The following is a 22635-nucleotide window of genomic DNA, read 5'->3' as shown; positions in this document are numbered from 1 at the left end:
TAATTCTGGGGTCCGTGTGGCCTTCGATGCTGCTTTGACGGGGCCCGGACACATCCGCCCGGTCAAGGCAGTGTCCTAACTCCACGTCACTCGGTTAGATGAGTGTGGACACCAGAACACCCCGCACTCCCACGGGGGGACGCTCGTCGGGATTCCAGTCCGGGCTCGACGACGCTCCCGCGCTGAGCATGGTGAAGGTGCCGAGCGATCCGGCGCAGGTCATCGTCAATCACGCCAGCTTCCGCGTGCAGCTGGGCGCATCGGCGAGGCGCAGCAAATCCCCGCGGATCGCCTGGCATCCGAGCGCCGCCCAGGACACCGCCCGGATGCCCGTCATGGGCACCGCGGGCCGGGCGGGCGCCACCGCCGGCCGCCGCCGCCCCGTCGTGTGGAGCGGCAGGTCCGCCCCCGACGACACCGGCGCCCACCGGCTCCTCCAGGCCGTGCGGGGCAGCAGCGTCCGCCACACCGACGAGCCCGAGCCCGGCGCCACCCGGGTCATCCCGCGTGTCGGGACCGGTTACGCCGACGCCTACGACGACCTGGAGCAGACGGTCGAGACCCCGGTCGTCGGCCACCAGCGCACGGCCCCCGACGCCGCCGACGGCACCCGCCTGCTGCCCCACATGCGCACGGTCGGCGGCGCCTACGACGAACCCCCCTACCCGGGCGCCGCCTTCGAGCCGTACGAGAGCCACGACGGCTACGAAGGCCACGGCGACTACGACGACTACGCAGACCTCTCCGACCCCGACGCCCCGCGCCGCGCCCGCCGCCACGGAGAAGACCCGGCCCGGCACGCCTACTACCCCGGCCGCCGGTTGAACCTGGGCGTCGTCCTCCTTCCGCTCCGCATCTTCCTGGGCTTCATCTCCATCTACGCCGGCATGGGCAAGCTGTGCGACCCCGTCTACTTCGACGGCGGAAAGCGCGGCTCGATGGTCAAGTGGCTCAACACCCTGCACCCGTGGGACGTCGCCGAGCCGCTACGCCAGTTCGCGCTGCACCACCCGGTCGGCTCCGGCCTGGTCATCGCCTTCCTCCAGGTGGTCGTCGGCGTCCTGACCGTCCTCGGCTGCTGGCAGCGCGTCGCCGCGGTCGTGGGGGCCCTGCTGTCCGCGGCCCTGATCGTCACCGTCAGCTGGAAGACGGTCCCCGCCTACGACGCCCCCGACATCATCTACCTGGCCGCCTGGTCCCCGCTGATCATCGCCGGTGCCCCCGTGTACTCCGTGGACGGCCGCCTCGCCGCCGGCGCCTGGCGCCGCCTCGGCCCCCGCGCCGACATCTGGGACCTGCGCCGCCACGTCCTGCGCCGCGGCGCCCTGATCACGATCGTCACCGTCGGCGTCACGCTGCTCGTCGGCTCCCTGCTCGGCGGCGCCGTACGCGACTCCAGCCGCGTCATCGTCCCCGGCCCGGGTGATGCCCCCCGCAACAACCTCCCGGGTTCCCCGCTGCCCCAGCAGTCCGGCCAGCGGCACAAGAAGAACCCGGCGGCCTCCACCTCGCCCTCGGGCGGCGCCACGGCCGGCACGAGCCCCTCCGGCGCGGCCACGACCCCGGGCGCCACCCGCAGCGCCGGCGGTACGACCACGACCCCCAGCCAGACCCAGGGCACCTCGGGCCAGATTCCGCCCCGCCAGTCCTCCCCGACGGGCGGCGCCCCGAGCACGACGGCCGGCCCGACCAGCTCCGGCGGCTCAGCCAGCTCCGGCGGCTCGTCCGGCTCCGGCGGCTCCGGCAGCTCGGGCGGCTCTTCGTCCAGCGGCCAGCCGGGCTTGGTGGGCGGCCTGCTCGGCTAGCTCGACCCAGCGAGCGGAAGGCCCCGTACCGCGAAAGGTACGGGGCCTTCTGACGTGAGGAGGGCGCAACCAACTGGCTACCCCTGGGCTGCCCCTGGCCTACCGCTGGGCTACCGCCCCAGCGCGGCAAGCTCCTTGGCCGCCTCCGTCAGATCCTTGGCCGTGTCGATGGCGCGCCAGTACGCCCCCTGCGGAATGGGGAACCCGGCGAGTTTCCGCTCACGGGCCAGCCCGGGGAACGTGGTGCGCTCGTGATCCCCGCGCTCCGGCAGCAGCGAGGCGAACTCGGGGGAGAAGACGTACACGCCCGCGTTGATCTCGAACGTCGACGGCGGCGCCTCGATGAAGTCGGTGATGTGCCCGAACCCGTCGGTCTTCACCGCGCCCCAGGGGATCCGCGGCCGAGCCAGGGCCAGTGTCGCGACGGCGTCCCGCTCGGTGTGGAAGTCGGCCATGTCCCGCAGGGAGAAGCGGGTCCAGATGTCGCCGTTGGTGGCGTACCAGGGGCGGTCGGGGCGCGGGAGACGCGCGGCGGCGTACTTGAGGCCGCCGCCACGGCCGAGGGGCTCCGTCTCCACGACGGTGGTGACGGAGAGCGGCAGGTCGGCGGAGTCCAGCCACTTCTGCAGGACCTCGGCGAGGTGGCCGCAGGAGACCACCACGTCGGTCACGCCTTCCTCGGCGAGCCAGGTCAGCTGATGGCCGATGATCGGAGTGCCCGTGCCGGGGATCTCGACCATCGGCTTGGGCCGGTCGTCGGTGTAGGGACGCAGCCGGGAGCCCTGGCCACCGGCCAGGACCACGGCCTGGGTGGGGCGCGACGCGGCGTTGGGATGGGTCATGACCGCACTGTACGCGGCGCGCCCCTGGGGCCGGCCGACGGCGGCGCGCTCCTTGAGGAGCCGTCGCCGACGTCCCGGCGTACCCGGCGTCAGCTGTGCGCGGCGAGCACGCCCGAGGCGAACGCCGTGTCGCACACGGGGCGGGCGTAGGACTGGGCGCGCGGGGCGCCGTAGATGCGCACCGCGGCCTGGCCCAGCGCACGGGCGATGGCGGAGCAGTGCCGGGCCAGCGCGGGGTGTCCGTTGACGGCCTGCTGGAGGTGGGTGAGGACGACCCCGGGGTTCTTGTCCTGTAGTTCGCTCAACAGCTGGTCGCGGAGCACGTCCTGCGGGGCCCGGGAGACCGTCCTGGTGGAGACCTCGGCCGAGGAGATGTCCGAGGCGGCCAGCACCGAGCTGGAGGGGCTTCCCGTCCAGTTGACCCGGGTGACCGCGAGGGTCCCGGAGAGCACCAGGACGACGGGCAGGACGAGGGCGAGAGTGCGGCCGATCCGGCGGGCAGGGCCGCCCCGGTGGCCGCGTCGCGTCTGTGGGGTGGTGGAGTGCTTCACGCGTGTGAGGGTAGCGCGGGGTAATGATTTGGCGACATTCGGTCACCCCTTCGGGGGATGTGGTGTCGTCATTTTCTGGGTAGGGGGTTGACGGGCCTCGCCCGAAATGATGGCTGTGCCGGGGTATATCCGGGCGCGCGAACGGCACGAAAGGGGCCCTGCGGCAGTCCGCAGGGCCCCTTTCGTCAACTCCGCGCAAACGCGCAGCTCAGTCGGCGTGCACGTGCTCAGTCGGAGAGGCGCTCACCCGTGGACGTCGAGAACACGTGGATCTCGCCCGGCCGCGGCACCACGTGCAGCGTGGAGCCCTTCTCCGGCACCTGGCGGCCGTTGACGCGGACGACCAGGTCCTTGACCTCGTCGCCGACCTCGGCGGTGCCGTAGACGTAGCCGTCGGCGCCGAGCTCCTCGACGACGTTCACGGAGACGGCGAGACCGGCCGGCGCGTCGGCGCTGTCCTTCGTCAGGGAGGCGGCCGCACCGCCGCCCAGCTCGACCACATCGAAGTGCTCGGGCCGGACACCGACCGTCACCGTGCGGTCACCCTTGTCACCTGCGGCCTTCAGCGCCTCCCGGTTGACCGGGACGACACTGTTGCCGAACTTCACGCCGCCGTCGGTGATCGGGACCTCGACGAGGTTCATGGCCGGGGAGCCGATGAAGCCGGCGACGAAGAGGTTCGCGGGCTTGTCATACATGTTCCGCGGTGAGTCGACCTGCTGCAGGAGGCCGTCCTTGAGCACGGCCACCCGGTCGCCCATCGTCATGGCCTCGACCTGGTCGTGGGTGACGTAGACGGTGGTGATGCCGAGGCGGCGCTGCAGCGACGCGATCTGCGTACGGGTCGAGACACGGAGCTTGGCGTCCAGGTTGGACAGCGGCTCGTCCATGAGGAACACCTGCGGCTCACGCACGATGGCGCGGCCCATGGCGACACGCTGGCGCTGACCGCCGGAGAGCGCCTTCGGCTTGCGGTCCAGGTACTCGGTGAGGTCGAGGATCTTCGCGGCCTCCTCGACCTTCTGCCGGATCTCCGCCTTGTTGACGCCCGCGATCTTGAGCGCGAAGCCCATGTTGTCGGCGACCGTCATGTGCGGGTAGAGGGCGTAGTTCTGGAACACCATGGCGATGTCCCGGTCCTTGGGCGGCAGGTGGGTGACGTCGCGGTCACCGATGCGGATGGCGCCGGCGTTGACGTCCTCCAGGCCCGCGAGCATCCGCAGCGAGGTGGACTTTCCGCAACCCGACGGGCCGACCAGGACGAGGAACTCGCCGTCCTCGATCGCGATGTCGAGCGAGTCGACGGCGGGCTTGGTGGAACCCGGGTAGATCCGGGTCGCCTTGTCGAACGTGACAGTGGCCATGGTGATGGGCCCCCTTCTACCGGCAGGAACGTGCCGGACGATCCGTTGTAGGAAGGTGGTTGGTGTAGTCCACACGAGTGAACTGGCTCAGGACGGTACCTGGGGGTCACGTGGTCTGTCAGTACCTCGACGACTGTGAACTTCGCGGAAATTTTCGCCGGGACCCGCCGTGGACCTGGGTACACTGCACGAGCACCCAGGTGCACGCCTCCTTAGCTCAGCTGGTCAGAGCGCCGCTCTTGTAAAGCGAAGGTCGTCGGTTCGAATCCGACAGGGGGCTCCAGACAACCGGGCCGACCTGGGGTTTCCTCCAGGTCGGCCCGATCGTTTCAGCCCGCTCAGTGCCGGCCCGCCACGCGGTCCGCCACCTTCGCCAGCCGTGAGGACTCCGTCCCCGGGCGGAGGCGTTCGCGTTGGTCGGCGGTGCGGTAGGTGGCGTACATGCCGTGGACGCCGAGCCAGCGCAAGGGTTCGGGTTCCCACTTGCGGACCTTGTGATTCACCCAGGGCAGGTCCGTCAGCTCGGTGCGGCCGCCCTGGCCGGAGTCCTGCTGGACCAGGTCGCGCAGGGTGCGGGCGGCCAGGTTGGTGGTGGCGACGCCGGAGCCGACGTATCCGCCGGCCCAGCCGAGGCCCGTCGAGCGGTCGAGGGTCACCGTGGCGCACCAGTCGCGGGGCACGCCGAGGACGCCCGAGCAGGCATGGGTCACGCGGACTCCGGTCAGGGCCGGGAAGAAGCGGGTCAGGATCTCGCGGAGGGCCTCGATGGTCGCCTGCTGCGTGCGGCCGTCGTTGTCCGTCCTCGATCCGAAGCGGTAGGGCACGCCCCGGCCGCCGAGCGCGATCCGGCCGTCGGCGGTGCGCTGGGCGTACATGTAGGCGTGGGCCATGTCGCCGAGGGTTTCGCGGCCGTCCCAGCCGATGGCCGCCCACTGGTCCTCGGTCAGCGGCTCGGTGGCGATCATCGAGGAGTTCATGGGGAGCCAGGTGCGCTTCTGGCCCTTCAGGGATGCGGTGAAGCCCTCGGTGCAGCGCAGGATGTAGGGGGCGCGGACCGTGCCGTAGGGGGTGACGGCGTGCTTGGGGCGGATCTCGGTGACCGGGGTCGACTCGTGGATCGTGACGCCGAGGGCCTCGACCGCCGCCGCGAGGCCCTTGACCAGCTTCACGGGGTGCAGTCGGGCGCCGTGCGGGGTCCAGGTGGAGCCGACCGCGTCGGCGATGCGGATGCGTTCGGCGGTCTGGCGGGCGCCGTAGAGTTCCCGGTCCTTCTCGCCGTACGACAGCTCGTGCTCGTGGAAGGCCTTGAGGCGGGCCAGTTGGGCGGGCGTGGTGGCCACTTCGAGGACGCCGCCCTGGTGGATGTCGGCGTCGATGCCCTCCGCCTCGGCCGCCGCGATCACCTCGGCGACGGTGTCGTTCATGGCCTTCTGCAGGCGTACGGCGGCTTCGCGGCCGTGCAGCCGGGCGTACCGGTCGCGGCCGGCGATGCCGTTGTAGAGCCAGCCGCCGTTGCGGCCGGAGGCGCCGTAGCCGCAGAACTTCTGTTCCAGGACGGTGATGCGGAGGAAGGGGGCGGCCTTCTTCAGGTAGTACGCGGTCCACAGGCCGGTGTAGCCGCCGCCGATGATCGCGACGTCGGCGGTGGCGTCCCCGGGCAGGGGCTCGCGCACCGCGGGGAGGCCGTCGTCCGCGTACCAGAAGGAGATCCCGCCGTTGACGACACTGCTTGCCGTGCTGCTCATGGCCGGGACGTTAACCCCTCGGAGCGGTCAGTGTCTCCTTCGGATTCCATGCTTTTCCGCGGCCTCTGGTCAGCGGGTAGCAGGCCAGTCCGATCAGTACGGAGACGAGGTGGCCGAGTTCGGTGAAGGTGCGTCCCGCGGCCAGGGGCAGGGTGAAGACGGCCAGGATGACCAGGAGATACGCGTAGCGCCAGGGGGATGCGAAGCGGTAGGTGAGGACGCCGATGACGCCGGCCAGGGCGTAACTGACGCCGATGTCGAGGGTGTTGACGGCCGAGTGCGGGGCCATGCCGTCCCGGATGGCCTTGAGCAGGGCGCCCTCGCTGATGAGGGTGGCCAGGACGTGCGCCAGGGCGCACACCGCGAACCAGCGGGCCGTGCCGAGCCAGCGTTCGGCGGGCGCCTGGAACACCGTGTACAGCAGGACGTAGGGAAGCCAGCGGCCGCTGTCGATCCACAGCGCGCTGGCCACCAGGACCCGCACGGGGTTGTGCGACAGTTCGTGGATGTTGGTCGACCGCTGCCGCAGGAAGTGCTGCTCGAACTCCGGCGACATCTGGTGCAGCGCGACGGTCGTGACGAACAGGACCGCCAGCCACACATACGTGCCGGGAGCGCTGCGGATGTACGCCCATACGTAGCCGAGGCCCCGGTTGATTCGCATGAGCCGATTCACGCACGCCAGTATCGTCCGGCCCGTGATTGACATTCCCGGCGATCTTGCGGAGTCCAGGAGATGGAGTCCTGGAGATGCAGGGTCCTGTCGGCGTCGGGTCCGACGGCGGCCGTGTGGCCGTCACGTGTGCGGCCGTCGTGGTCATCGCGCGGCTGCCGGCCCGTCTGCCGTCCGTCCCGGCACCGCCGGGCATGTGCGCTCGGTGACCGGCTGCTGCACTGGGATCTGCCACTTCGAGAACGTGTCGGCCGCCGACCGCGCGGGGGTAGCGCGCCCTGTGGGACGTCATGAAGGGGGGCGGCCGCTGGAGATCGCGCGCCGGCTCACCGACTAGCCTCGCGGCATGATTCGTACCGCGACACCCGCCGACCTCCCCGTCATCCACGCCCTGATCCGTGAGCTGGCCGAGTACGAGAAGGCCCCGCACGAGGCGAGGGCGACGCAGGAGCAGCTGCGGGAGGCGCTGTTCGGGGAGCGGCCGGCGGCGTTCGTCCACATGGCTGTGGACGACGCCACCGGCGAGGCCGTGGGGTTCGCGCTGTGGTTCCTGAACTTCTCGACCTGGCGCGGGGTGCACGGGATCCATCTGGAGGACCTGTACGTCCGGCCGGGTGCGCGTGGCGGCGGGCACGGCCGGGCGCTGCTGACGCAGCTGGCGCGGATCTGTGTGGAGCGCGGGTACGAGCGGCTGGAGTGGTCGGTGCTGGACTGGAACCGGCCCGCGATCGGCTTCTACGAGGCGCTGGGCGCCCGTCCGCAGGACGAGTGGACGGTGTACCGGCTGACGGACGGGCCGCTCGCGCAGTTGGCGTCAGATCACTGACTCCGGTACCGGGGCGTCGGCCGGCAGCCCCTTCTTCGGCGCCCTGGCCGTGACCATCAGGCCGGCGGTCAGGCCCGCCAGGAGCATCACGCCGGCCGCCCACCAGATGGCGACGGTGTAGCCGTGGACGACTCCGGCCGGGACCACGAGGGCCTTGGGTGCGCCGATGCGCAGGTGGGCGGTGATGTAGGCGGTGCTGCTGGTGGTGGCGATGGTGTTGAGCAGCGCCGTACCGATCGAGCCGCCCACCTGCTGCGAGGTGTTGACGGTCGCGGAGGTGACGCCGGAGTCGCGAGGGGCGACACCGGAGGTCGCGGTGGCGAACACGGGCATGAAGGTCAGGCCCATGCCGAGGCCCATGAGGATGAGGGCGGGCAGGATCTCGGTGGTGTAGGAGGAGTGGACCGTGATGCGGGTGAGGAGAGCCATGCCGCCGGCGGCGATGATCATGCCGGGAGTCATGAGCATGCGCGGGGCCACATGCTGCAGCAGCCGGGCGGAGATCTGCGTGGCGCCGATGATGATCGCGGCGGTGAGCGGCAGATAGGCGAGGCCCGTCCTGACCGGCGAGTAGCCGAGGATGATCTGCAGGTAGTAGGTCATGAACAGGAACAGCCCGAACATGCCGATCGTCGCGAGCATCATGGTCAGGAAGCAGCCGGCGCGGTTGCGGTCCTTGACGATGTGCAGCGGGAGCAGGGGGCTCGGGGCGCGGTTCTGCCACCAGACGAACGCGGTGAGCAGGAGCAGCCCGCTCGCGAACAGGGCGAGCACCAGGGAGTCGCTCCAGCCGCGGGGCTGCGCCTCGCTGAAGCCGTAGACGATCGCGACGAGTCCGCCGCAGCCGAGCAGCGCGCTGGGGACGTCGAGGCGGGACTCGCGGTGGCCGGGGCGGTCGTGCAGGAGGGCGAAGGCGCCGATCACGGCGAGCACGGCGATGGGCACGTTGACGTACAGGCACCAGCGCCAGTTGAGGTACTCGGTCAGCAGGCCGCCGACGATGAACCCGATCGCCGAGCCGCTGCCGGCCAGGGCGCTGTACACGCCGAAGGCCTTGCCGCGTTCGCGGGGGTCGGTGAAGGTCGTGGTCAGCAGGGAGAGCGCGGAGGGCGCGAGGACGGCGGCGAAGGCGCCCTGGAGCGCGCGGGCGCCGAAGAGCATGCCGGAGCTGGTGGCGGCGCCGCCGAGCGCGGAGGCGACGGCGAAGCCGACGAGTCCGAGGACGAAGGTGCGTTTGCGTCCGACGAGGTCGGCGATGCGGCCGCCGAGCAGCAGGAGGCCGCCGAAGGCGAGGGTGTAGGCGGTGATCACCCACTGCCGGTTGCCGTCGGACATGTGCAGGGCGTGCTGGGCGGAGGGGAGCGCGATGTTCACGATCGTCGCGTCCAGGACGACCATCAGCTGGGCGAGGGCGATGACGACGAGTGCCCACCAGCGGTGCGGGTCGGTCGCCTCCGGGGCCTGTCGGGGGGTTCCGGTCGCACCCGTTCGGCCGTTGGTCATCTGGCCAGGAGACCATGAATCGGGGCGTATTGCATCCGTGTGTGCGTTCCGGCTGTTCGGGGCTTTCGGCGTGGATTTCGGCGGGCGTTTCATGGCTCCAGTACCACCTTTCCGATAGTGCCGCGGTTCTCGAGTGCGCGGTGCGCGGCGGGTGCGTCCGCGAGGGGGAAGCGGGTGACGGCGGGGCGCAGCCGGCCGTGCGCGGCTTCGGCGAGCGCGCGCAGTTCGAGCGCGCGCAGTCCGCCGGCCCTGCGGAGCAGCTCGGGGCCGAGCACGGACCGGGAGACGCCCTCGACGAAGTGCCCCGCGCCCTGCCCGATGCCCTCCGCCGACCAGCCGAAGACCAGGTGCCGCCCGCCGGGTCCGAGGAGGGCGACGGCCTGCCGGGCCGCCTCGCCGCCGACGCCGTCGTAGACGATCGAGGCCCGCCTCGCCCCGAGGTCGGCCCGGACCTTCGCGGGCCAGGCGGTGTCGGTGTAGTCGACGGCGAGATCGGCGCCGTTGGCCCGGACCCGGGCCGTCTTCTCCGGGCCGCCCGCGAGTCCGATCACGGTGGCGCCGGCGTTCTTGGCGTACTGCACGAGCAGGGTGCCGATGCCTCCGGCGGCGGCCGGTACGACGACCACGTCGTCCGGTCCCGGCTCGGCGAACTGCACGATCCCGAGCGCCGTACGCCCCGTGCCGATCATGGCGACGGCGGCGGCGAAGTCCAGGTTCCGTGGGACCTCGTGCACGCGGTCGACCTCGGTGACGGCGAGTTCGGCGTACCCTCCCCCAGTGCCCGGAAGGCCTGGGGGGACCCCCAGCGCGAGGCCGAGGTGGGCCACGACCCGCCTGCCGAGCCACAGCCCGTCGACGCCGTCGCCGAGCGCGTCCACGACCCCGGCGACCTCGCGGCCGGGCACGGTCGGCAGCGCGGGCCGCTCGGGCAGCGGGCCCCGGTGCCCGGCGCGCAGGGCGGCGTCGAGGAGATGCACCCCGGCGGCTGCGACCGCGATCCGCACCTGGCCCGGGCCGGGGACCGGGTCCGGCGCCTGCTCGTAGGTGAGGTTCTCGGCGGGACCGAAGGCGTACAGACGGACGGCGTGCATGGTGACCCCCCCCAGGAGGACGGCTGTGTCATCGCGACCACGCTCCGACCTCAAGCGCGCTTGAGGTCAAGGACGGGCCGGCCGAGGATCAGGGACACCGCGGTGACCGCGCTGTTGAAGGACACTTCCGACAGCACGCCCGGCGCCGCCACCTGGTCGCCCACGAGATAGACCCCGTCGCCGCGGTCCACGGCGGGCCGGTCCCGCCAACTGCTCCCCGGCAGGTCCAGGGCCCCGGTACGGCCGTCCGCCACCGCCTCCCGGCGCCAGGTCAGCCGCTCCCGCCAGCCCGGGAACCCCAGGTCGAGGAGTTCCTCGGCGCGGGCGAGACCGTCGAGGCGGGACTCGCCCGGCCCGATCGGGAACTGCCCCTGGATCAGCTGCTCCCCGGCCGGGGCGAGGGACGCATCCGGCGCCGTGCACCGCTCCAGCCAGCCGGTCGCGTCGAGGTCCGAGAGCACGAAGGGGTCACCGCGCCGGGTGCGTACGGCGAGGTCGAGCAGGACCGTACGGCCGCTGGGCCAGGTCAGGGAGTCGTCGCCGAGCAGCCGGCGGGCGGCGGCCAGCGAGGTGGCGACGACCACGGGGGTGTCGGTGGGCAGTTCGTCGACGCGGGACAGCGTCTCGATCCGCACGCCCAGCTTCCAGGCCCGGGTGGCCATCCGGTCGATCAGGGAGGCCCAGCCGCCGACCGGGTAGTGCGCCTCCGGCGGCAGCTTGGTGGCCCGGCGCAGTCGTTCCTGCACGAACGCGGCGGACAGGGCGCCGGGGTCGTGGTGGAACAGGGCGACGGCCGCGTAGTGGGCGGCGGCGCGGGCGCCCTCCTCGCCGGCGACTTTGGTGGCCCAGCTCAGGAAGTCGGTGTCGACGGGCGCCTGCCGGACGCCGGGGCGCAGCAGCTTCAGCATCCCGAAGGGCGGGGTGCGGCGCAGCGTGCCGTGGTGCCGCAGCCGCAGCCGGGCGGCCTCCAGGGCCGGGATCGGGGCGAGCGGTCCGATCAGGTTCCGCTGCCTGAGCCAGGTCCAGTGCGGGCCGCCGTTGTAGAGGGCGTGCGGGCCCTCGTTGGTGCGGTACGGCCCCTGGGCCGTGCGGGCCCGGCCGCCCAGGGTGTGGTGGGCCTCGTGGACGGTGACCGTGGCGCCCGCCTCGGCGGCGGTGATCGCGGCGGTGAGTCCGGCGAAGCCACCGCCGACGACGGTGATGCGGTGCATGGGGCGGTGCATGAGGTGGGCCCTCCCTCGGATCGGTACACCTGGTCCGTGCGTACGGCTGTCGGTCCGTAGGTATGACTGTTCGGCGGGGCCGGAATGTGACATCGCCGGGGTTTGCGCAGGTCAGACGAACTGTCAGTGGTGGGGTGCAGCATGGGGGCATGGCGAGGAGAGCGACGGGCGGCCGTGCGGCGGGCAGGGCAGCGGTGAAGGGTGCGCAGCGGCCGGAGGTGCGGCTGCCGCCCCTGGAGCCGTGGTCCGGCGGCGAGTTGGCGCCGGACGGGGACTATGACGGGCTGGAGTTCCGGGACGCCGATCTGACCGGGCAGGACGGCGTGGGCGCCCGGTTCATGGACTGCGCGCTGACCGGCTGCGTGGTGGAGGGGACTTCGCTGGGCCGGGCCAGAGTGCTGGACTCGGTCCTGACCGGGCTGCGCGGGGTGGGCACGCATCTCGCCGAGTCCACGTTCCGGGACGTCGAGCTGCTCGACGCCCGGCTGGGCGGCACCCAGCTGCACGGCGCCGTCCTGGAGCGGGTCGTGGTCCGCGGCGGCAAGATCGACTACTTGAATCTGCGTGAGGCGCGCCTCAAGGACGTGGTCTTCGAGTCCTGCGTGCTGGTCGAGCCGGACTTCGCGGGCGCGACGCTGGAGCGGGTGGAGTTCGTCGACTGCGCGCTGAGAGAGGCCGACTTCGGCAGCGCGACACTGAAGGACGTGGACCTGCGCGGCGCCGCGCCACTGGAGATCGTGCGGGGGCTGGACCGGCTGTCGGGGGCGGTGATCAGCACGGGCCAACTGCTGGATCTGGCACCGGTGCTGGCGGCGGAGCTGGGGATCCGGGTGGAGTAGGCCTTACGGCAGTCGCGGAAAGCGGGCCTGGAGGGTCCAGATCGCCGGGTTCTCGGCCAGGTCCTCATGGAGGTCGGTCAGATCGGCGATCAGGTCGTGCAGGAAGTCGCGGGCCTCGCGGCGCAGTTCGGCGTGGGAGAAGGACAGCGGGGACTCCTCGGCCGGCACCCAGTCGGCGGTGATGTCCACCCAGCCGAAGCGGCGCTCGAACAGCATCCGGTCGGTGGACTCGGTGAAGTCCAGCTCCGCCCGCTGCGGCCGGGCCGCGCGGGAGCCCATCGGGTCCCGGTCCAGCCGCTCCACGATGTCGCACAGCGCCCACGCGAAGTCCAGCACCGGCACCCATCCCCAGGCTGTGGACAGCTCCCGGTCCGTCTTCGTGTCCGCGAGATACACATCACCGCAGAACAGGTCGTGCCGCAGCGCGTGCACGTCCGCGCGGCGGTAGTCGGTCTGCGGGGGGTCCGGGAACCGGTTGGAGAGGGCGTAGCCGATGTCGAGCACGGGAGAGATGGTGTCACGCCCCGGCAGCAGCCCCGGACACTCGGATCACTCGTACCCCGGCACTTAAGATCGCTGACATGTCCAGATCCGTACGCCTTGTGCCGGCCGCCGCGGCCCTGCTCGCCCTCGCTGTGACCGGCACCGCGTGCGACCGCGGTGTGCACGGTACCCCCGGCGGCTCCGGCGTACGCGACCCCTACTTTCCGAAGGCCGGCAACGGCGGCTACGACGTCGGGCACTACGACCTCACCCTCGACTACACCCCCGCCACCCGCCACCTCACCGGCACGGCGGTCGTCACCGCCCGCGCCACCCAGGACCTGTCCGCCTTCGACCTCGACCTCGCCGGGCTGCACGTCGACTCGGTCACCGTCGAGGACAGGAAGGCCAGCTTCTACCGGGCCGGCCAGGAACTGACCGTCCGCCCGCACTACGACCTGCGCAGGGGCGAGACCTTCCGCACCACCGTCCGCTACTCGGGGACCCCGCACACCCTCACCGACCCCGACGGCTCCAAGGAGGGCTGGCTGCCCACCGCCGACGGCGCCCTCGGCCTGGGCGAACCCGTCGGCTCCATGGCCTGGTTCCCCGGCAACAACCACCCCTCCGACAAGGCCACCTACGACCTCACCGTCACCGTCCCCCAGGGCATCCAGGCCGTCTCCAACGGCGAGTTGACCGACCAGACCACCAAGGCCGGCCGCACGACCTACCACTGGCACACCGCCCAGCCCATGGCGAGCTACCTCGCCACCGTCGCCGTCGGCCACTTCGACCTCACCCGCGGCACCGGCCCGCACGGGCTGCCGATCCTCACCGCCGTCGACCCCACCCAGGCGAAGGCGAGCGAGCAGGTGCTGGCGCAGCTCCCCGACATCATCAAGTGGGAGGAGATCAACTTCGGGCCGTACCCCTTCTCCTCCACCGGCGCGATCGTCGCCCGCCCCGACGACGCCGGCTACGCCCTGGAGACCCAGAACCGGCCCGTCTTCCCCGGCGCCCCGGACACCGGCACCCTCGTGCACGAACTCGCCCACCAGTGGTACGGCGACTCGGTCACCCCGAAGTCCTGGCGGGACATGTGGCTCAACGAGGGATTCGCGACGTACGCGGAGTGGCTGTACTGGGAGGACCACGGCGGCGAGAGCGCCCAGCAGACCTTCATGGACTACTACAACGGCGACGACAAGGCCATCTGGGCCTACCCGCCCGCGAAACCGCCGAGCGCCGCGCACATCTCCGACAGCCCGGTCTACCAGCGAGGCGCGATGGTCCTGCAGAAGATCCGGCAGAAGGTCGGCGACGACACGTTCTACGACATCATCCAGGGCTGGGCCGCCGCCCACCGGCACGGCAGCGCGAGCACCGCCGACTTCACCGCGTACGTGGAGAAGAAGGCCCCGCACGAGGACTTCACCGAGATCTGGAAGGACTGGCTGTACGGCGACGGCAGACCGGCCCACCCGTGACATCCGTGACCGGCAGGCCCGGCCGCCGGTGACGGGCGCGGCTACCGGGCTCCCCGCTCCAGTGCCACCCGCATCGCCGCCCGTGCCGCCCACACGGACTGCGCCTGCTTGAGCCGGTGCTCCTGGAACTCCGGTGTGTCCAGCTCCGGATCGCCTGCCGCGAACACCTCCAGCAGCTTCCGCAGGGAGGCGTAGACGTCCTCGACGACGGCCGTCATCTCCTCCGGGGCGCAGATCAGCAGGTTCTCCCGGACCTCGTCGCAGCCCGAGTCGCGGAACGCCTCCCGCACGGCGGTCTCCCGCCGGTCGGCGGGCCCGTCCCGGTGGGCGCCGGCGGCCGTGTGCATGGCCTCGTACGCCAGCCGGTACCTGGTCAGGCAGGCGACATACAGCTCCCGCCGTTCGCGCCGGTCCCGTTCGCCGGTCTCGCGCCGCCACCGCACCCGGTCGGCGAGCAGCGTCGAGCCGACCCCGACCACGGCGCCGAGTCCGGTCCCGGCCAGTGCCGTCCAATCCACCGCCGGGTCAGTCCTCCCACGCGTCCAGCAGTCCCGCGAGCCCCGGCGGCCACACGGGCTCGGGTGCCTCGGCCAGCTCCCGCCTCGTCCACCAGCGGCAGGTGAGGATGCTCTCGGCCGAGTGCGCGGCGGCGAGTCGGTGGCCGACCGGATCCCGGCGCGGGCCACGGGCGACGTAGATGTGCTCGTGCTGGCGGACGGGGATGTCCGCGTGCGTGAAGTCGTGTTCCCAGGTGCACAGCAGCGGGCCCGGCTCCAGATCGGTCCAGCCGGTCTCCTCGGCCAGCTCCCGCAGGGCGCCCTCGCGCGGGGACTCGCCGGGTTCCAGGCCGCCGCCGGGCAGGGCCCAGTGGAGGCCCACCTCGTCGTTGTCGTACTGGAACAGGAACACCGCGCCGTCCGGGTCCACGACGGCGATCCGGGCCGCCTGCCTCGGTGTGCGCGAGGCCTCGCCCAGCACCTTGCGCAGTACGGCGCAGGGGCGGCCGAGGGCGCGGTCGGGGCGGTGGTCGATCACCGTGTAGCCGAGGGCGGTCCAGAAGGCCAGGGCCTTGGGATTGTTGGCGAGGACGGCGAGCCGCACCGCGCTGCGGCGGCCCTGTGCGCGGAACCGGTCCTCGACGAGTTCCGCGAGGGCCCTGCCATGGCCCTTTCCGTGCTCGGCCGCGTCCACCATGAGCAGCCCGATCCACGGGTCCGGGTCGGCGGGGTCGGGATGGTGGGCGCGCGTGCCGGCGAGTCCGACGAGCCGTCCCTCCTCGGTGCGCGCGAGCAGCACCTCGGTACCCGGCACGGCCAGGTCCTCGGCCAGGGCGGCCGCGACCTGCTCGGGACGTATGTCGTCCGGGTCGGGGAAGTCGCCGCTGAGCCGGTGGAACTCACGGTTGGACGCGTAGAGCGCGGTGAGCTCGGCCAGCAGCGGCGGCGACAAGTCCCGGTCTGGGGACAGAGGTTCGAGAATCACAGCGGCAAGGTATCCCTCCGGGGGGCCTGCGGCCGAGGGATTTCCGTGGCGTGCTCGCAGGGCCGGACGTGGTTCGAGGCACCCACGCGGTGAAGCCGCACACCGGCAAAGCCCCGCGCCCCTTCAGGCGGGCGGGGCGGAAGCCAGGAGGCGGGCGGGAGCCTTTCGCCGTGGTCGGCCGCAAGAGAGGCCTCCGCCCGCCGCCTTCGCGCAGGGCGCTTCAGCAGCGGTCCCTGCTCAGCGCAGCGCCCGGTGTCCGTCAGACGTTGACGCCGAAGTCCTGGGCGATGCCGACCAGGCCCGAGGCGTAACCCTGGCCCACGGCGCGGAACTTCCACTCCGCGCCGTTGCGGTACAGCTCGCCGAAGATCATGGCCGTCTCGGTGGCGGCGTCCTCGGAGAGGTCGTAGCGGGCGATCTCGGCGCCGCCGGCCTGGTTGACGATGCGGATGTAGGCGTTGCGGACCTGGCCGAAGTTCTGGCCGCGGTTCTCGGCGTCGTAGATGGAGACCGGGAAGACGACCTTGTCGATGTCGGCCGGGAGCGCGGCCAGGTTGACGTTGATCGCCTCGTCGTCGCCCTCGCCCTCGCCGGTGCGGTTGTCGCCGGTGTGGACGATGGTGTTGTCCGGGGTCTGCTTGTTGTTGAAGAAGACGAAGTGCGCGTCCGAGTAGACCTTGCCCTGGCCGTTGACCGCGATGGCGGAGGCGTCCAGGTCGAAGTCCGTGCCGGTGGTGGTGCGGACGTCCCAGCCGAGGCCCACGGTGACGGCGGTCAGGCCCGGAGCCTCCTTGGTGAGCGAGACGTTGCCACCCTTGGACAGGCTTACAGCCATGTTGGGAGTCCCTTCCTTGGACATGTGTGGTGCAGTGCCGTTGAAGCTACCGTCACCGGGAAGAACGTCGAGGGGGGTGCCGGTGGTTCCGGGTCCCTTTACCTTTTTTACCGAGTGGGGGATCCGGAAATCCAGGTGACGCGGACGGGGCACGGCGGGGAACATGGAGGGCATGTCCGGTCCTTACGTCATTCGCGGCTCCGTCTCCCTTCCCGAGGCCGAGCTGATGTGGCGTTTCTCCAGGTCGTCCGGGCCCGGCGGACAGCACGTCAACACCAGTGACTCGCAGGTGGAGCTGCGCTTCGACCTCGCCCGCACCGAGGCGCTGCCCCCGGTCTGGAAGGAGCGGGCGCTGCAGCGGCTCGCGGGCCGGCTCGTCGACGGCGTGGTGACCGTACGGGCCTCCGAGCACCGCTCCCAGTGGCGCAACCGCGAGGCCGCCGCCGTGCGCCTCGCCGCTCTTCTCGCGGAGGCCGGCGCGCCCCCGCCCAGACCGCGCAGGCCGACCCGGATCCCGCGCGGCATCAACGAACGCCGGCTGCGGGAGAAGAAGCAGCGCTCGGAGACGAAGCGCGGCCGCTCGGGCCGGGACTGGGCGTGAGCCCGGCGGGCGCTGGCGGCGCCCGTCACCCGCACGGCTGCCGTCGCGCCGGTGAGCCGTCACATTCGCGGCCCGCCGTTCGTCAGTGAGTCCGTGAGGCAGCGGACCACCAGGGCGACGGAAAGGCGGGCACCCCCATGAGCGACGACGAGCGGCAGCACCGCGACGACGAGTTCCTCGCAGAGCGGTTCGAGGCGTACCGGGGGCATCTGCGGGCCGTCGCCTACCGGATGCTGGGCTCGGCCGCGGAGGTCGAGGACGCGGTGCAGGAGGCGTGGTTCCGGCTCAGCCGGACCGACACGCGTGCGGTGGACAACCTCGGGGGCTGGCTGACGACCGTCGTCGGCCGGGTCTGCCTCGACATGCTCCGCTCCCGCCGCTCGCGGGGCGAGGAGCCCCTGGAGACCTGGCATCCCGGAGCCTCCGCCGAGCCGGACCCCGCGCAGGACGCGGTGCTCGCGGACTCGGTCGGGGCGGCGCTGCTGGTCGTCCTCGAGACGCTCTCGCCGGCCGAGCGGCTGGCGTTTGTGCTGCACGATCTGTTCGGGGTGCCGTTCGAGGAGGTCGGCGGGATCCTCGGACGCAACCCGGCCGCCGCGCGGCAACTGGCCAGCCGGGCGCGGCGCCGGGTGCGGGGCGCGAACGCGCCGGAGGCCGACCTGGCGCGGCAGCGGGAGGTGGTCGACGCGTTCCTGGCGGCGGCGCGGGAGGGGGACTTCGACGGCTTGCTGGAGGTGCTCGACCCGGACGTGGTGGCGCGCGGCGAGGCGGGTGTGACCGCCGGTGCGGCGGGGGTCGCCTCCGGTGCGAAGAGCTTCGCCCATCTGGCCCGCGTGGCGCGTCCCGCGCTGGTCGACGGGGCGACGGGGCTGGTCGTGTACGCCGACGGTCGCGTGGAGCGCGTCCTGACGTTCACCTTCGTCGCCGACCGCATCACGACCATCGACATCGTGACGAACCCGGAGGACCTGTCCGAGCTGACCATCGAGCCGGTGTAGCCGGGCGGCCGGGGGCATCACAGGTCCAGCACACCCACCGTCTGCCCCCCGCTCGTCTCGCCGTTCTTGCGGAAGCCCAGACGGAGGTAGAAGTCCTCGGGGCCGTCCGGGCCGGGGTGCCAGGTGACGTACAGCTCCTTGCCGCCGCGGCGGCGGATCTCGGCGGCGACCGAGTCGACGGCGAAGCGGCCGTAGCCCCGGCCCTGTTCCTCCGCCGCGATGTTCAGCCGCCACAGCCCGGAGCGGTGCACGCTGCCGTCTCCGTGCCAGTCGATGTCGAAGAAGGCCATCAGGAAGCCGACCGGGCGGTCGCCGTCGACGATCAGGCGGGGCCAGGCGACGCCGGTGGGGTGGACGTACGCCTCGGCGAGGGACTTCACCACGGGCTCGACCGCGTGCTCCTGGTCCGGGCGGATGCGGATGCCGACGGCGGTCTCGAAGTTCCGGGGAGTGATGTCTTCCAGGTGCGGGGTCATCCGGGCACGGTAAGCGCGTCGACAGCCGCCGGGCCACGGAATATCCAGGTCACCCCAACTGCCGGTACCGGCCCCGGAAGTACAGCAGCGGGCCGCCCTCCGCGCTCGGGACGTGTGCGGTCAGGACGCGGCCGATGACGAGGGTGTGGTCGCCGGCCGTGACCCGCTGCTCGGTGCGGCACTCCAGCGTGGCCAGCGCGCCGCCCACCAGCGGGGCGCCGGTGGCCTCGCCGCGGACGTAGGGGATGTCCTCGAAGAGCAGCCGGTCGCTGATGCGGCCCTTCATGGCGAAGCGGCCCGCGATGTGCCGCTGGCTCTCGGTGAGGACCGACACCGCCCACAGGGGCTGTTCGTCGAGCAGGTCGTCCATGCGGGCGCCCGTCCGCAGGCTGACCAGGACCAGCGGCGGGTCGAGGGAGACGGACATGAAGGCGGTGGCGGTCATGCCGACGTCCTCCATGGCCGGCGCGCCCGGGTCGTCGGGGTCCAGCGGCGGCTCCTGAGCGGTCACCAGGACCACTCCGGCGGCCAGCCGGGACATCGCGGCCCGGAACTCGTCGTTGCTCACCCCCTCAGCATGCCCGGAAGCGGCGGGGGCGGTGGGTGAGGGAGTCTTCAGCACACCCGAAACGCTAGTCTCCGCCCCGCACAGGCCGCATCAGGCCTTCGCCCGAGCCGGGTCCTAGGACCAACGGACGACCGCTGTGTGCATCATGTGAACAGTTACCAAAACCTTGCGCTCAGTAAACGCACGTGGAAAACGCAGAAACTCCACTCAATTGTTCATGTTCACCTGTGACTTGAGTCACAAGGGGCAGGAATTGTTGACCCTGTGTACCGAGTGGGCAGCGCGCTGTGATTCAGTGGCGGGGAAGCTGAAACGCACCGTAAGAGGCACCCTTAGGAAGCGCCGAAGACAACCCTTGATTCGCTGCGAGGTCTCGGGGGGAGGGCGAGCATGGAGACCGAGTCGGAGCCGTATGTCCGTCTTGCGTCCCTGCGGCAGTTGCACCAGGTCATGGCCGACATGAACACGGCACGCAGCCTGGCGGACACACTGCAGACCGTCGCCGACGGCGCCGTACAAGCCCTCGGGTACGAGATGGCGTGCGTGAACCTCGTACGCCCCGACGGCGATCTCGTCGTCGCCGCGTTCGCCGGGAACTCCGCTGCCGAGGCCCTGATCACCGGCCGGGTCGGCTCCCGCGAGTCCTGGGACCGCCGGCTGACCATGGGCGAGCGCTGGGGCGACCTGGTCTTCATACCGCACACCGAGGGCTGGGTGCTGGACGACGACGACGTCCCCCAGTGGTTCACGGACGGGCCCGCGCCGCGCTTCGAGGACGAGTGGCACCCCTCCGACCGCCTCTTCGCCCCCATGTACACGCCGGGCGTCCCGGGCGGCTCCTGCGGCGAGCTGCTCGGGGTCATCTCGGTCGACCGGCCGCGCAACGGCCGCCACCCCGGCGCCTGGGGCCGCGAGGCCCTGCAGATGTACGCCTTCCAGGCCGCCATCGCGATCAGCAACGCCCGGCTGCGCGCCAACATGCAGCGCGCCCTGGTCCGCCTGGAGCGCGAGCAGCAGGCGCTGCGGGCGAGTGAGGAAAGCTTCAGGCAGGCCTTCGAGTACGCCCCCTCCGGCATGGCCATCGCCGAGATGGGCGGCGACCAGCACGGCCGCATCCTGCGCACCAACGACGCCCTGTGCCGTCTCCTCGGCCGCCCGGCCTCCGCGATGCGCCGCTACTCCTTCTCCGACCTCGTCCACCCCGAGGACATCGGCACGCTGCTGCGGACCTCGGCGGAGGGCGGCCGCGCAGAACTCCGCCTGGGGCGCCGCGACGGCACGTACGTCTGGGTGAGCCTGCGCAACAGCGTCGTCGCGGACGCCGCCGACGGCCCCCGCTTCCTCCTCACCCACGTCGAGGACATAGAGGAACGCAAGCGCCGCGAGCTGCAGCTCGCCCACCGCGCCTCCCATGACTCGCTCACCGGCCTGCCGAACTCCGCCGAGCTGCGCTCCCGCCTGTCCGCCCGGCTGTGCCGGCGCCCGGCCCACGCCGACGAGCTGGAATCCCTGGACGCGGCCTACGGCCACCCCGCCTTCGACGCCCCCGTCAGCCACGGCTTCGACTTCCGGCCGGGCGCGGACGCGTACGACACCTTCGACCACCACGTCCACACCGTCGCCCCCGAGGACGGCCGCGACGACGGCACCAAGGGCCTCGCGGTGCTCTTCTGCGACCTCGACGGCTTCAAGTCGATCAACGACCGCTTCGGGCACAACGCGGGCGACGCGGTCCTCATCGAGGTGGCGCGCAGGCTGTCGCGCGGGGTCCGGGACGGGGACACGGTCGCCCGGCTCGGCGGCGACGAGTTCGTGATCCTCGCCGACGGCCTCGGCCGGGCCGACGCCCAGGACCTCGCCGTACGGCTGCGCAACGAGATCATCCAGCCGATCCGGGCCGAGGGCCGGGCCGTCCGGGTGGGCGCGAGCTTCGGCATCGGGTGGGCGCACTGCGGCATGACGGCGGACGAAGTGTTGAAGTCAGCCGACGAACGGATGTACGTAGAGAAACGATCTCGTCCCAAACAACATCGGCGCGCCGGATGATCCGCAGGTCAGGGACTTGATGCGATTCGAGTCATCCGTTTGGCACAGTCGGAGCGGGTAGGCTCGCCCTTCAGACCTGTACCGCATCCACTCGCACCCGCTGAGGAGACCTAGGGATGACGCCCGGCGAAAACGGCCCGAGCACGCCCGAGGACGACGACCCGTTCGGCTATCTGTACGCCGACGGCCAGGCCAGAGGGGCCCAGCCGCCGTCCGGCGGTTACGGCTACCCGAACTCGGTCAGCAGGGTGCGGGCGGTCGGCGAGCGGCAGTACGGCCAGCCGCAGGCCGCCTACGGCCAGGGAGTGCCGCAGCAGCAGGGTGCCTACGGCCAGCCGAACGCCTACTACCAGGCCCCCGAGACCCTGCCCGGCGGCGCCCCGCCGAACAGCCCCCGCTCCGCGCCGCCCGCCCCCGGCCGCCGCGGCCCGAACACCAAGGGCCTGCTGATCGGCGCGATCGCGGTGGTCGCCGCGGTCGTCATCGGCATCGGCATCTCGATGCTCAACGGCAACGCGGACGACGGCAAGTCCAACAACCAGGCGGGCGGCACCCCGACCCAGTCGCAGAGCCAGAGCCCGAGCCCGTCGGACAGCAGCTCGGCGGCAAGCGGTGAGCTGCCGAAGGTCGACGCCGCGAGCAGCTCCGTACAGCTGGCCGGAGGCGCCGCCGTGGCGTCGGACGTCAAGGGTGCCCAAGGCGTGGGCGGCAAGTATGTGGGTGGCCTGAGCACGGTGGGCGCTTCGGTGACGTGGACCGTGGACAACATCCCCGAGGAAGGCACCTACACCCTGCTCGCGCGGTACGACAACGCCGGTGAGGACCAGAAGATGACCCTCACCGTCAACGGCGAGAAGTTCGGCAGCGGTTTCAACTTCGCCAACTGGACGCACCTGTCCGACCCGACGCAGGCATGGACCGAGAGCTATGCGTTCCCCACGCTGAAGAAGGGCTCGAACACGATCTCGCTCTCCTGTCAGCCCGGCGACAAGTGCAACGTCCTCCTGGATCAGCTCTCGCTGAAGAAGGGCAAGGTCGGGCGGGGCTGAGCCGCGCTGACTCCACCCGCAATGCGGGGCCATGCGGTTGAATTGGTGGCCGCCGGAAGATAATTCCCGGCGGCCACTAGGTTTTGCCTGACCCATACGGCCCACTTCGACGCACACGGCGGCCACCCACCCTGTCAGCAGGTGT

22 protein-coding genes and 1 tRNA gene are annotated in these 22635 nt (G+C 71.7%); 9 read left to right on the top strand and 14 right to left on the bottom strand.

Annotated elements, in window-relative coordinates; genetic code table 11:
• Nucleotides 1-98: 98 nt before the first annotated feature.
• On the top strand, nt 99-1805 hold the full coding sequence (locus ACWCQS_RS19430; RefSeq protein ID WP_451005543.1) for a DoxX family membrane protein: 1707 nt from the start codon (nt 99-101) through the stop codon (nt 1803-1805).
• Between the two features lie 110 nt (nt 1806-1915).
• Here the strand turns inward: ACWCQS_RS19430 and ACWCQS_RS19425 are convergent, their stop codons facing one another.
• The 3 genes from ACWCQS_RS19425 to ACWCQS_RS19415 form a co-directional block, all read right to left on the bottom strand.
• Nucleotides 1916-2647 (bottom strand): nucleotidyltransferase family protein, encoded by a 732-nt coding sequence (locus ACWCQS_RS19425; protein WP_451005542.1) that lies wholly within the window; start codon nt 2645-2647, stop codon nt 1916-1918.
• Between the two features lie 89 nt (nt 2648-2736).
• Nucleotides 2737-3198, bottom strand: a complete 462-nt coding sequence (locus ACWCQS_RS19420) for a hypothetical protein (protein ID WP_451005541.1) — start codon at nt 3196-3198, stop codon at nt 2737-2739.
• A 227-nt stretch (nt 3199-3425) separates the two neighbouring features.
• The gene (locus tag ACWCQS_RS19415; RefSeq protein WP_451005540.1) at nt 3426-4562 is read right to left on the bottom strand and encodes an ABC transporter ATP-binding protein; all 1137 of its coding nucleotides are present in this window, start codon (nt 4560-4562) and stop codon (nt 3426-3428) included.
• Between the two features lie 206 nt (nt 4563-4768).
• On the opposite strand from ACWCQS_RS19415, the gene ACWCQS_RS19410 reads away from it, so the two are divergent.
• Nucleotides 4769-4845: transfer RNA gene (locus ACWCQS_RS19410), tRNA-Thr, on the top strand.
• 55 nt (nt 4846-4900) lie between these two features.
• On the opposite strand, the gene ACWCQS_RS19405 is transcribed toward ACWCQS_RS19410, so the two are convergent.
• Both ACWCQS_RS19405 and ACWCQS_RS19400 read right to left on the bottom strand, forming a co-directional pair.
• Nucleotides 4901-6307, bottom strand: a complete 1407-nt coding sequence (locus ACWCQS_RS19405; RefSeq protein ID WP_451005539.1) for an NAD(P)/FAD-dependent oxidoreductase — start codon at nt 6305-6307, stop codon at nt 4901-4903.
• Between the two features lie 10 nt (nt 6308-6317).
• Complete coding sequence (locus ACWCQS_RS19400; RefSeq protein ID WP_451005538.1) at nt 6318-6971, bottom strand: rhomboid-like protein; 654 nt, start codon at nt 6969-6971, stop codon at nt 6318-6320.
• Nucleotides 6972-7326: 355 nt separating this feature from the next.
• On the opposite strand from ACWCQS_RS19400, the gene ACWCQS_RS19395 reads away from it, so the two are divergent.
• A complete protein-coding gene (locus tag ACWCQS_RS19395) occupies nt 7327-7806 on the top strand; it encodes an N-acetyltransferase family protein (protein WP_451005537.1) in 480 nt (159 codons plus the stop codon).
• Here the strand turns inward: ACWCQS_RS19395 and ACWCQS_RS19390 are convergent.
• The 3 genes from ACWCQS_RS19390 to ACWCQS_RS19380 all read right to left on the bottom strand — a co-directional run bounded on the left by ACWCQS_RS19390 (nt 7795) and on the right by ACWCQS_RS19380 (nt 11611).
• Nucleotides 7795-9309 carry an MFS transporter gene (locus tag ACWCQS_RS19390; RefSeq protein WP_451005536.1) on the bottom strand — a complete coding sequence of 505 codons (1515 nt, stop codon included), beginning with the start codon at nt 9307-9309 and terminating at the stop codon, nt 7795-7797. The two genes, ACWCQS_RS19395 and ACWCQS_RS19390, sit on opposite strands and share 12 nt — an antisense overlap.
• Before the next feature lie 89 nt (nt 9310-9398).
• Complete coding sequence (locus tag ACWCQS_RS19385) at nt 9399-10400, bottom strand: zinc-binding dehydrogenase (RefSeq protein WP_451005535.1); 1002 nt, start codon at nt 10398-10400, stop codon at nt 9399-9401.
• 50 nt (nt 10401-10450) lie between these two features.
• Nucleotides 10451-11611, bottom strand: a complete 1161-nt coding sequence (locus ACWCQS_RS19380; protein WP_451005653.1) for an NAD(P)-binding protein — start codon at nt 11609-11611, stop codon at nt 10451-10453.
• A gap of 161 nt (nt 11612-11772) precedes the next feature.
• Between ACWCQS_RS19380 and ACWCQS_RS19375 the strand changes: the two genes are divergently transcribed.
• A complete protein-coding gene (locus ACWCQS_RS19375; protein WP_451005534.1) occupies nt 11773-12462 on the top strand; it encodes a pentapeptide repeat-containing protein in 690 nt (229 codons plus the stop codon).
• 3 nt (nt 12463-12465) lie between these two features.
• Here the strand turns inward: ACWCQS_RS19375 and ACWCQS_RS19370 are convergent, their stop codons facing one another.
• Entirely contained in the window at nt 12466-12966 is a 501-nt protein-coding gene (locus tag ACWCQS_RS19370) for a hypothetical protein (RefSeq protein ID WP_450983080.1), read from the bottom strand.
• 77 nt (nt 12967-13043) lie between these two features.
• Between ACWCQS_RS19370 and ACWCQS_RS19365 the strand changes: the two genes are divergently transcribed.
• On the top strand, nt 13044-14435 hold the full coding sequence (locus ACWCQS_RS19365; RefSeq protein ID WP_451005533.1) for a M1 family metallopeptidase: 1392 nt from the start codon (nt 13044-13046) through the stop codon (nt 14433-14435).
• Nucleotides 14436-14476: 41 nt separating this feature from the next.
• On the opposite strand, the gene ACWCQS_RS19360 is transcribed toward ACWCQS_RS19365, so the two are convergent.
• From ACWCQS_RS19360 to ACWCQS_RS19350, 3 genes are all read right to left on the bottom strand, one after another.
• Nucleotides 14477-14953 carry a hypothetical protein gene (locus tag ACWCQS_RS19360; protein WP_451005532.1) on the bottom strand — a complete coding sequence of 159 codons (477 nt, stop codon included), beginning with the start codon at nt 14951-14953 and terminating at the stop codon, nt 14477-14479.
• Nucleotides 14954-14960: 7 nt separating this feature from the next.
• Entirely contained in the window at nt 14961-15917 is a 957-nt protein-coding gene (locus ACWCQS_RS19355) for a GNAT family N-acetyltransferase (RefSeq protein WP_451005531.1), read from the bottom strand.
• A gap of 259 nt (nt 15918-16176) precedes the next feature.
• Nucleotides 16177-16752, bottom strand: coding sequence for a TerD family protein (locus tag ACWCQS_RS19350; protein ID WP_451005530.1), 576 nt, complete (start codon nt 16750-16752; stop codon nt 16177-16179).
• A gap of 163 nt (nt 16753-16915) precedes the next feature.
• Between ACWCQS_RS19350 and arfB the strand changes: the two genes are divergently transcribed.
• Both arfB and ACWCQS_RS19340 read left to right on the top strand, forming a co-directional pair.
• On the top strand, nt 16916-17353 hold the full coding sequence (gene arfB / locus ACWCQS_RS19345) for an alternative ribosome rescue aminoacyl-tRNA hydrolase ArfB (RefSeq protein ID WP_451005529.1): 438 nt from the start codon (nt 16916-16918) through the stop codon (nt 17351-17353).
• Between the two features lie 137 nt (nt 17354-17490).
• Nucleotides 17491-18351 (top strand): sigma-70 family RNA polymerase sigma factor, encoded by an 861-nt coding sequence (locus ACWCQS_RS19340; RefSeq protein ID WP_451005528.1) that lies wholly within the window; start codon nt 17491-17493, stop codon nt 18349-18351.
• A gap of 17 nt (nt 18352-18368) precedes the next feature.
• On the opposite strand, the gene ACWCQS_RS19335 is transcribed toward ACWCQS_RS19340, so the two are convergent.
• On the bottom strand, nt 18369-18827 hold the full coding sequence (locus ACWCQS_RS19335) for a GNAT family N-acetyltransferase (RefSeq protein ID WP_451005527.1): 459 nt from the start codon (nt 18825-18827) through the stop codon (nt 18369-18371).
• 49 nt (nt 18828-18876) lie between these two features.
• Nucleotides 18877-19449 carry a flavin reductase family protein gene (locus ACWCQS_RS19330; protein WP_451005526.1) on the bottom strand — a complete coding sequence of 191 codons (573 nt, stop codon included), beginning with the start codon at nt 19447-19449 and terminating at the stop codon, nt 18877-18879.
• A gap of 336 nt (nt 19450-19785) precedes the next feature.
• Here ACWCQS_RS19330 and cdgB point away from each other — a divergent pair, with 336 nt between their 5' ends.
• A complete protein-coding gene (gene cdgB, locus ACWCQS_RS19325) occupies nt 19786-21441 on the top strand; it encodes a diguanylate cyclase CdgB (protein WP_451005525.1) in 1656 nt (551 codons plus the stop codon).
• A 116-nt stretch (nt 21442-21557) separates the two neighbouring features.
• Nucleotides 21558-22490: a carbohydrate-binding protein gene (locus tag ACWCQS_RS19320; RefSeq protein ID WP_451005524.1), complete on the top strand. Its 933-nt coding sequence runs from the start codon at nt 21558-21560 to the stop codon at nt 22488-22490.
• Nucleotides 22491-22635 lie beyond the last annotated feature (145 nt).

This window comes from Streptomyces sp. NPDC002076, assembly GCF_053593835.1.
Note: the sequence above shows the minus strand (reverse complement) of the source record. Positions and strands in the feature narration are given on the sequence as shown.

Excerpts from the sequence above, each read along its gene's own strand:
- ACWCQS_RS19395 (WP_451005537.1), top strand. The coding sequence starts at position 7,327 with ATGATTCGTACCGCGACACCCGCCGACCTCCCCGTCATCCACGCCCTG.
- ACWCQS_RS19415 (WP_451005540.1), bottom strand. The coding sequence starts at position 4,562 with ATGGCCACTGTCACGTTCGACAAGGCGACCCGGATCTACCCGGGTTCC.
- cdgB (WP_451005525.1), top strand. The coding sequence starts at position 19,786 with ATGGAGACCGAGTCGGAGCCGTATGTCCGTCTTGCGTCCCTGCGGCAG.
- ACWCQS_RS19365 (WP_451005533.1), top strand. The coding sequence starts at position 13,044 with ATGTCCAGATCCGTACGCCTTGTGCCGGCCGCCGCGGCCCTGCTCGCC.
- ACWCQS_RS19425 (WP_451005542.1), bottom strand. The coding sequence starts at position 2,647 with ATGACCCATCCCAACGCCGCGTCGCGCCCCACCCAGGCCGTGGTCCTG.
- ACWCQS_RS19390 (WP_451005536.1), bottom strand. The coding sequence starts at position 9,309 with ATGACCAACGGCCGAACGGGTGCGACCGGAACCCCCCGACAGGCCCCG.
- ACWCQS_RS19385 (WP_451005535.1), bottom strand. The coding sequence starts at position 10,400 with ATGCACGCCGTCCGTCTGTACGCCTTCGGTCCCGCCGAGAACCTCACC.
- ACWCQS_RS19335 (WP_451005527.1), bottom strand. The coding sequence starts at position 18,827 with ATGACCCCGCACCTGGAAGACATCACTCCCCGGAACTTCGAGACCGCC.
- ACWCQS_RS19380 (WP_451005653.1), bottom strand. The coding sequence starts at position 11,611 with ATGCACCGCATCACCGTCGTCGGCGGTGGCTTCGCCGGACTCACCGCC.
- ACWCQS_RS19430 (WP_451005543.1), top strand. The coding sequence starts at position 99 with ATGAGTGTGGACACCAGAACACCCCGCACTCCCACGGGGGGACGCTCG.
- ACWCQS_RS19340 (WP_451005528.1), top strand. The coding sequence starts at position 17,491 with ATGAGCGACGACGAGCGGCAGCACCGCGACGACGAGTTCCTCGCAGAG.
- ACWCQS_RS19375 (WP_451005534.1), top strand. The coding sequence starts at position 11,773 with ATGGCGAGGAGAGCGACGGGCGGCCGTGCGGCGGGCAGGGCAGCGGTG.
- ACWCQS_RS19400 (WP_451005538.1), bottom strand. The coding sequence starts at position 6,971 with ATGCGAATCAACCGGGGCCTCGGCTACGTATGGGCGTACATCCGCAGC.
- ACWCQS_RS19405 (WP_451005539.1), bottom strand. The coding sequence starts at position 6,307 with ATGAGCAGCACGGCAAGCAGTGTCGTCAACGGCGGGATCTCCTTCTGG.
- ACWCQS_RS19350 (WP_451005530.1), bottom strand. The coding sequence starts at position 16,752 with ATGGCTGTAAGCCTGTCCAAGGGTGGCAACGTCTCGCTCACCAAGGAG.
- arfB (WP_451005529.1), top strand. The coding sequence starts at position 16,916 with ATGGAGGGCATGTCCGGTCCTTACGTCATTCGCGGCTCCGTCTCCCTT.
- ACWCQS_RS19320 (WP_451005524.1), top strand. The coding sequence starts at position 21,558 with ATGACGCCCGGCGAAAACGGCCCGAGCACGCCCGAGGACGACGACCCG.